Annotated in this window: 2 protein-coding genes; one reads left to right on the top strand and one right to left on the bottom strand. The window is 49.9% G+C overall.

Annotated elements, in window-relative coordinates:
- Window positions 1-190: 190 nt before the first annotated feature.
- Window positions 191-838: a YchE family NAAT transporter gene (locus BBW68_RS14950; protein ID WP_070135956.1), complete on the bottom strand. Its 648-nt coding sequence runs from the start codon at window positions 836-838 to the stop codon at window positions 191-193.
- A gap of 295 nt (window positions 839-1,133) precedes the next feature.
- On the opposite strand from BBW68_RS14950, the gene BBW68_RS17325 reads away from it, so the two are divergent.
- The coding region (locus tag BBW68_RS17325) for a helix-turn-helix domain-containing protein (protein WP_148127718.1) at window positions 1,134-1,351 on the top strand (218 nt) is incomplete at its 3' end.

The following is a 1,351-nucleotide window of genomic DNA, read 5'->3' as shown; positions in this document are numbered from 1 at the left end:
ATTATTACCTATTATTCAATAAAGCCTAATTACATTAATAATCGGTGTTTTCAATTAAGCGATATGAATAATTGCACTATAATAATGCACCTGCACGGGTAATTGACCTCTAATGATGCAGCGGGCGAATGCAGAAATAAATAAGAGCAGAATATACGCTTTAATATGATTATTTCAGAATTAAAACAGGCTAGTTGACCAGCCCTGGGAACAACGTTTTTATCCCGGTCACCATAAACTCAATGCCTAACGCCATCAATAATAACCCCATAATACGGGTCACGACGTTAATGCCAGTCTGCCCCAGCACTCTGACCATTAACGGTGCAGCACGAAAGCAGAGCCAGCAGCAGAAGGCAAACAGCGCAATCGCCACGCTAAAGCCCAGCAGGTTTTGCCAGCTGTGGTAGCGCGTACTCCAGACAATCGTCGAGCTGATCGCTCCCGGTCCCGCCATCAACGGCAGCGCCAGCGGTACGACTCCCATGCTCTCCCGGTTAGCCGTTTCTGACTTCTCCTGCTTATTCTGCTTATCTTCGCCGAGTTTGCCGCTGATCATCGACATCGCAATGGTGACCACCAGAATGCCGCCCGCAATACGAAATGAGTCGATAGAGATCCCGAAGATGTGCAGAATGCCGTCGCCAAGGAACAGCGCCGTCCAGAGGATGATCGCCACGGACAGGTTGGCGGTCAGATTGGTTTTATTACGCGCTGCCGGAACCTGATAGCTGGTCATGCTGATAAAAACAGGAATTATCCCCACCGGGTTGACCAAGGCGAACAGGCCAACGAAAAATTTAATATATCCAGAGAGGTCTAAAAGTGCAGGATTCACACCATGCTCCTGTTGGGCAGATTGATGGGCGCTAATGTAATTCAAATTCGTAATAATGACTATCCCCTGCCCCCCAGAATATGACGCCATACGGCTGCGCCGCAGGCAGTCAATATCGCCACTCAGAGGTGGAAGATTAGCAGATGAAACTTATTCTTAGCTTTCGACGCTGGCTTTGCGGTAGTTTGAAGTTGGTCATCTTTCAATCACTGTCGCTACCGATGTAAAACTGGCCCACCTGCCGATGTAAATCTGACCCACCCAGGGTAAAAATGGCAGTTTTAAGGCACTGCCAATGATGACATTGGAGACCAGAGTGGAGATGAGTGTTTTACACCGTCAGGGCATGTCGATACGCGCCATCGCGCGCCAGCTTTCATGCTCTCGTGAGACCGTTCGCAGATATATCCGTAGCCCGCTGCCCGTAGCGGATATCCGCTACAAGCCTCGCGCACCCAGACCCTGCAAGCTTGACCCGTTCAAGCCCTATATCCTTGAGCGCGTGGCCGCTGC

The organism is Candidatus Erwinia dacicola (genome assembly GCF_001756855.1).
GTDB classification, from domain to species: Bacteria; Pseudomonadota; Gammaproteobacteria; order Enterobacterales; family Enterobacteriaceae; genus Erwinia; species Erwinia dacicola.
Note: the sequence above shows the minus strand (reverse complement) of the source record. Positions and strands in the feature narration are given on the sequence as shown.